Source organism: Cyanobium sp. Cruz-8D1 (assembly GCF_024345975.1).
Classification (GTDB): Bacteria; Cyanobacteriota; Cyanobacteriia; order PCC-6307; family Cyanobiaceae; genus Cyanobium.
In genome coordinates, this window is the sequence record NZ_JAGQCD010000082.1 from 1 (window position 1) to 5,888 (window position 5,888).

Here is a 5,888-nt window from a genome sequence, read left to right on the forward strand (position 1 = left end):
GCTTTGTGACTCTTTGCTGCTCGTCCCAGAAGCCTCTCTGACCCACAGTTGTTGTGAAGATTGCTTAACCGATCATAATCGGAATCATGCCACAATCAAGTGCCTTGTTGATTTTTCGAAGTTCCCTGATGTGGATTCCTTTCTTCGCTCTCAAGGCTTTACACTCTTACGGTTTGCCTCTTCGGCAGGCAGGCCATTCAAGCCATTGCAGATTATAGATAATCGGTACCAGTCCATCAGCCAGCTCCTTTGGGCGGATGCGATCTATGTACGAGACTTTAGAAAGCTAGAGTTATGGAGTAATCACCAACTGAGAACAGCGAGCTTCCTTTTACATCAGCTTTACGATGCGTTTGACTTAACGGCTTTCCTTTTGTCTGAGTTGGATCGACGTTGCGCCATAAGCTATTCTGAACCCTATCTCAGCGCCTTGTTGCTGGGGAATCAGACCTTGGGCCTAAGTGGCTTATGAAGGAAATCTGTCCCTTACCGTAAGTTCATTTTCTCGCTTGGCAGTCAGGCCAAGTAGTCACTCTGTGTCGAGAGGCTTGAATAGTCCACCGTTGATAGTCAGTTAATCCTGCAGGCAAGATTGACGGGGATGATCTAAGCAACTTTATCTTCTGGCACTTAACTAATCTCAAACCCATGAATCTGGAACCTCCCATCTCCTTGATAGAGCGTGCCCTGTCTTATCAAAAGACGGGATGCCTAGACAAGGCCGGACTCATCTACCGAGGCCTATTTCGACGCAACTTTCAATCGGCTAGATTCTATACAAACTATGGAGTACTTCAGTATCAAAATGGGGATAAGACCTTTGGTTTGCAATTATTTGAGCGAGCACTGCTTTGTGATCCCTCCTATCAAATTGCTTGGGATAATCTTCAAGTTGATGCTGACTTGATGAAGTCTCAGGCCACACTGCTCCATATTTCCACCAAAATCCTTAGTATATTCCCTGGCTCTCAGCAAGCAACGATCGCCTATGTAAAGGGGCTAATTGCCAACAGTAACTATGAACTAGCTAAGACCTCAGCGGCTAAAGGCCTTGAATGTAATCCTGACGACTTAATGCTCCGTGAACTGAGTGCTCGTTGTGATTTGGCGCTTGGAGATATTGACTCAGCATTGGTACATCTTCTTTATATCCTATCTTTGAAGCCTGCTGATGTCTTTGCGTCCATAGGAATGTCTGACATCGCCCTTAAGTCAGGTGACTTTGAGTCGGCCATTTCGATTCTTGAAGCTGCTTATCAAGACAATGCGGAAAACTATTTTCTAATGCTTGAACTCGCACGCGTTTATCAGAGCAGTGGATCTCTTTCCAAGTCAATTGATATGTATGCATTGGCTTTGGCCAAGTCTGAGAATTCTCCGATCATTGCTAGTAATATGGCCTATTGCTATGGGGAAATGGGAGATATCACGAAATCCTTTGAGCTCTACGATCGTGTGATCCAGCAAGGAGTGGAGTCACCGGAGGCTCTAATCCCATTGATCTTTATGTGTTCGACTTTGGGAGAGGGCTATCTTGACAAACTACAAGAGTATTGTTCTCTCTTCTGGAGTATGTATATTCAGAATGATACTGAGTGTGGCTCTGATGGGGCAAAAGATACTTCTTTTGTTGAGAATGACCAAGTTCTATTTTCTCCAGGACCACTTGCAAAGGTGCGGGTAGGCATTCTTACGGGGGATCTGGGTACACATGTTGTGTCTAGTTTCCTGGCATCTTTCTTGCTGAACTATTCGAAGGAATCTCTGGACGTTGAGATCGTATCTAATCAATGGAAGAATGATCAAATTGCTGATGTCCTTTCGCAGACGGCCAGCAAATGCTTTTCTATTGCTGATTACAGCGAAAGTTCTGCCAGAAACTTATTGCATAGCCGTAAGTATGATGTAATTATTGAAACCTCTGGATTTACCTCGGGGTCGGCAATTCATCTGCTTGCGGATAGGTGCGCTCCTATTCAATGCCATTGGATCGGCTATCATGCAAGTACCTTTATGCCCACAATGGACTACTTCTTGGGAGACTCTATAATGACTCCGCAAGCTCATGCTCATCATTTTACTGAACAGGTTGTGAGGCTCAACAGGGCTTGGCTTGCTGCAACGCCGTTTACACTTATTCCCGAAGCTACTGGGAGACTGCTGGATGCTGAGGTTGTGATTGGGTCATTCTCCCAAATTGCCAAGCTTACTGATCACACGCTAAAGCTATGGTCTGATCTCTTGATGGCAGCCCCACATGCCAAACTTCTGTTAAAGGATAGATTCACAAATGATTTTAAGATGAGAGAGCGGATTCTTGGTGTCTTTAAACGACAAGGCGTTCAATCAGGCCGAATTGTCTTCTTGAACCGATCTAAGGATTGGTTTGAGCATATGAATGTCTACAATATGATTGATGTGGCTCTGGATACTACGCCCTGGTCTTCCGCTACAACTGCTTTTGATGCGCTCTCAATGGGTGTGCCTCTTGTTGGCTATAGCGGTATGACTACCTCAGGCTTAATGAGCTCATCCGTACTTCACCATTGCGGCAAAGCTGAATGGATTGCCAGAAGTGACAGGGAATATGTTGAGAAATGCATGACCATCATTGAGGATGTCCAATCCTTTAGGACGAGGAAAAGAGTCTTTCAGTCGGAAGTATTAAAGTCTCAACTATTTGATGGCCAAAGCATGGCAGAGGAAATTGAGCGCTTTGTCTGTCGGTTGTAGAGGCGCGGACAATGAGACCATCTCCATCAATCAGTTTTGTCGATTTAATCGCTCCGATTTAGGAGCAGCTCATGGCGCCGTTGGTTTGAATGGTGATTGTCACAATCGTGGCACTCGTGCCTACCGTGGCGGCTAAACACCTGACCCCTGAGGCTCCAGAGGCAAAACTTCTCGAGATCACAGTTCCCGCGGCACCGACTGCACATGTGATCGTAGGGCCCCCAACGACCGTAGCAGGGGAGATGCCAACACCACCAGTAAAAATGAACGTCCCACATTCCTTTGCGACCCCTATAGCCTCACCAACAGCAGAACCTGCCGCTGCAGCGTTTCTGGCTTGCAGGAAGTTAGGCAGGGCCACAGCTGAAAGAATCCCCACGATGGCCACCACAATCATCAATTCAATCAAGGTGAAGCCTTTCTGGATGGGGCTCTTTCTCTTTCGCAGACTGCGGATCAGAGCAAGTTTCGTCTTTGGGGAGATGTCCATTGCCAGAAGTTATGAAAACTTGAATGTAGGACTTATGGCTGTACCGCGCGGAAGGTACTCTTGGGGAAGCGAGAAATCAAGCAGCATGTACCAATAGAACAGACCCTGAAGATCATTAAAAAAGCTCAAGTATAAGACTTGAGCTTATCTTTGAGAAAAGCCTGAAACGCCTATGCGCAGGTCATGGCACCGTTTGCTGGAATGGTGACAGTCACCGAAGTCGCTGTGGTGGCGACGGTAGCTGCGAGGCAACGCACGCCGGCAGCCCCAGATGCAAAAGTTCTTGAGGTGACAGTGCCTTGCGTCGCACCAGCAGCACATGTGATTCCGGGGCCACCAGTCACGGTGGCTGGTGCGGCTCCAACACCGCCAGAAACGAGGAATGTTGCACACTCCTTGGCAATTCCAATGGCTTCACCAACAGCAGAACCCGCCGCTGCAGCGTTTCTGGCTTGCAGGAAGTTAGGCAGGGCCACGGCGGAAAGAATGCCCACGATCGCTACCACGATCATCAGCTCGATCAAGGTGAAGCCCCTTTGGAGGGGATTCTTCTTGTCTCGCAGGCTGCGCATCAGCGCCAGCTTGGTCTTTGGGGAAATGTTCATGGGAAGGGCTGGGAGGTTCTTGACTTCCATCACATTAGGCAACACAAAGGGCTGCGTCCACCTTGGATTCGTCCTTCGGTGTGACGGGCGACGTTGTAGCTACTAACGTTCAGACCGCTTGCCCTGCCTGAGACCTTGTGGATAGTGGCCCCACCGGAGCGAGCCGTGATGTCGGCCTTTTTATTGTTCAGTAGGATCGATTTGCGCTGGATCTCGCTGTGGCCTAATGATCCTCTAATGAAACTGACGGAATTTTCTCGGGTGATCAGGCGATTCCACTGGCCCCCCCAGCCCTTTTCGATCCGGCGCCGGCTTCTGGGCCTGAGCCTGCTGGCTGTTCTGGGGGGGTATGCCCTGCTGATCGTGGCCACGGCCCTGCTGGCCAGCCAGGAGCGGCGCAGCCAACACCGGGCCACCGCCGCCAACATGCGCCAGGTGCTCCTCTCGCGCCAGCCCGCGTCCCAGAGCCTCGAGGCCATCAGCGCCTCCCTGGCCCGGTTGATCAGTCCCAACGTCCTGGGCTGGGTCGAAACCGACCAGGGCATCCCCTATGGCGCCGCCGACCAGATCCGTCTGTTCTCCATCCCCACTGGTGTATCGCTGAGCCGCCTGCCCGGCCCCAAGGGCGGCCCAGAGGCTGTGGCGGTGGTTCGCCTGGGAGGGCGCACCTATCTCACCAGTGCGCAGTCGATCCGGCTGGGGGGCCGCAGTGTGCGCCTGCGCTTTCTGGAAGACATCACCCACAAGCTGGCCCAGCAACGACTGCTGCTGATCCTGCTGGTGGCCGCCGCCGGCATCGCCACCCTGTTCACCGGGCTGCTGTTGCGGCCGGTGCTGTTGCGGGGCCTCTCCCCCCTGGAGGATCTCGGCCAGCGCATGCAGGCGATCAGCACCGACAGCCTCGACAGCCAGCGGGTGCTGGTGGCCGCCCAGCCCCTGGAGCTGGCGCCGATTGCCCTGGCCTTCAACGATCTGCTCGATCGCCTCTCAGCCTCCTGGGAGCGCCAGCGCAGTTTCGCCAATGGGGTGAGCCATGAACTGCGCACCCCCATCAGCCTGATCCGCAACTACGCGAGCAGCCTGCGGCGCCGCTCGCTTGATCTTTCCAGCCAGCAGGCCGAGCAGCTGGCCTTGATCGAAGCGGAGGCCGGCCGGATGGGGCAGCTGGTGGCGGATCTGCTGGCCCTCACCCGCATCGAGGCCCATCGCACCCTGATGCCCTACGAGCCCTTCGATGTGGCCCAGGCGATCGAGCGGGTGGCGCAGCGGCTGCGCTCGCGCTGTTTTGGCCGGCTGCGGATCCGCCCTGGCGCCACCCAGGCCGCCCGCACCTTCGCCCTGGGGGATGCCGTTCGCTTCGAGCAGTGCCTGACCAACCTGATCGAAAACGCCCAGAAATACGATCCCGGTGCCGGGCCGATTCAGCTGCGTCTCGATTCCAGTCTCGATCGGGTGGTGGTGCATGTGATCGATTCCGGCCCCGGCGTGCCGGACAGCGAAAAGGCGCTGATTTTTGAACGCTTCGGCCGCGGCCGCAACACCACCGCCGTCCCCGGCAGTGGCGTGGGCCTGGCGGTGGTCAGGGCGTTGATGGAGGCGATGGGGGGGAGCGTTGCGGTGGCGGATGGGCCCCAGGGGGGGGCTGATTTCCAGTTGCGTCTGAAGGGCGTCGCTCCCCTTCCCGCAGCATGAAGCCCACACCGCGCACCGTCTGGATCAGGGTGGGCAGGCCTTCGGGCTCCAGCTTGCGGCGCAGATAACGGATATACACACCCAGCAGGTTTTCATCGCCGAAGTGGTTGTCGCCCCACACCTCCCGCAGGATGTCTTCTCGGTTCACCACCCTGCCGGCCCCGCGCATCAGGCACAGAAGCAGGTCGTACTCACGCACCGAAAGGGATAGCGCCACGCCGGCCCGCGTCACCTCCCGGGTCAGGGCTGATTCAAAGTGTGTCACAAGCGCGCTGGTCTGAGCTGCCAGCGTTGGGTTCGCTGAGCGAGCTTGCTCCTTCTCTGTGCGCGAAACCGGCTCTGCTGCAACCGATCTAGATCTGATCAGC

5 protein-coding genes and 1 pseudogene are annotated in these 5,888 nt (G+C 54.0%); 3 read left to right on the forward strand and 3 right to left on the reverse strand.

The genetic code is table 11. The annotated features are described in order from the left end of the window. Positions 1–472 (forward strand): annotated as a pseudogene (locus tag KBZ33_RS20895) (hypothetical protein); the annotation flags it as partial. A gap of 200 nt (positions 473–672) precedes the next feature. Further along, positions 673–2,733, forward strand: a complete 2,061-nt coding sequence (locus KBZ33_RS20900; RefSeq protein WP_255011961.1) for a tetratricopeptide repeat protein — start codon at positions 673–675, stop codon at positions 2,731–2,733. Positions 2,734–2,791: 58 nt separating this feature from the next. Here the strand turns inward: KBZ33_RS20900 and KBZ33_RS21745 are convergent, their stop codons facing one another. Next, entirely contained in the window at positions 2,792–3,223 is a 432-nt protein-coding gene (locus KBZ33_RS21745; protein WP_315859250.1) for a prepilin-type N-terminal cleavage/methylation domain-containing protein, read from the reverse strand. Positions 3,224–3,393: 170 nt separating this feature from the next. Continuing rightward, a complete protein-coding gene (locus KBZ33_RS21750) occupies positions 3,394–3,828 on the reverse strand; it encodes a prepilin-type N-terminal cleavage/methylation domain-containing protein (protein WP_315859251.1) in 435 nt (144 codons plus the stop codon). 261 nt (positions 3,829–4,089) lie between these two features. Here KBZ33_RS21750 and KBZ33_RS21755 point away from each other — a divergent pair, with 261 nt between their 5' ends. Next, the gene (locus KBZ33_RS21755) at positions 4,090–5,520 is read left to right on the forward strand and encodes a HAMP domain-containing sensor histidine kinase (protein ID WP_254955416.1); all 1,431 of its coding nucleotides are present in this window, start codon (positions 4,090–4,092) and stop codon (positions 5,518–5,520) included. Here the strand turns inward: KBZ33_RS21755 and KBZ33_RS20920 are convergent. Then, positions 5,408–5,689 carry a winged helix-turn-helix domain-containing protein gene (locus KBZ33_RS20920; RefSeq protein WP_254955418.1) on the reverse strand — a complete coding sequence of 94 codons (282 nt, stop codon included), beginning with the start codon at positions 5,687–5,689 and terminating at the stop codon, positions 5,408–5,410. The genes KBZ33_RS21755 and KBZ33_RS20920 overlap by 113 nt on opposite strands. Positions 5,690–5,888: the final 199 nt, after the last annotated feature.

What these genes read in the sequence shown, in the direction of transcription:
- KBZ33_RS21745 (WP_315859250.1), bottom strand. Translation starts at nt 3,223, where the DNA reads ATGGACATCTCCCCAAAGACGAAACTTGCTCTGATCCGCAGTCTGCGA.
- KBZ33_RS21750 (WP_315859251.1), bottom strand. Translation starts at nt 3,828, where the DNA reads ATGAACATTTCCCCAAAGACCAAGCTGGCGCTGATGCGCAGCCTGCGA.
- KBZ33_RS20920 (WP_254955418.1), bottom strand. Translation starts at nt 5,689, where the DNA reads ATGCGCGGGGCCGGCAGGGTGGTGAACCGAGAAGACATCCTGCGGGAG.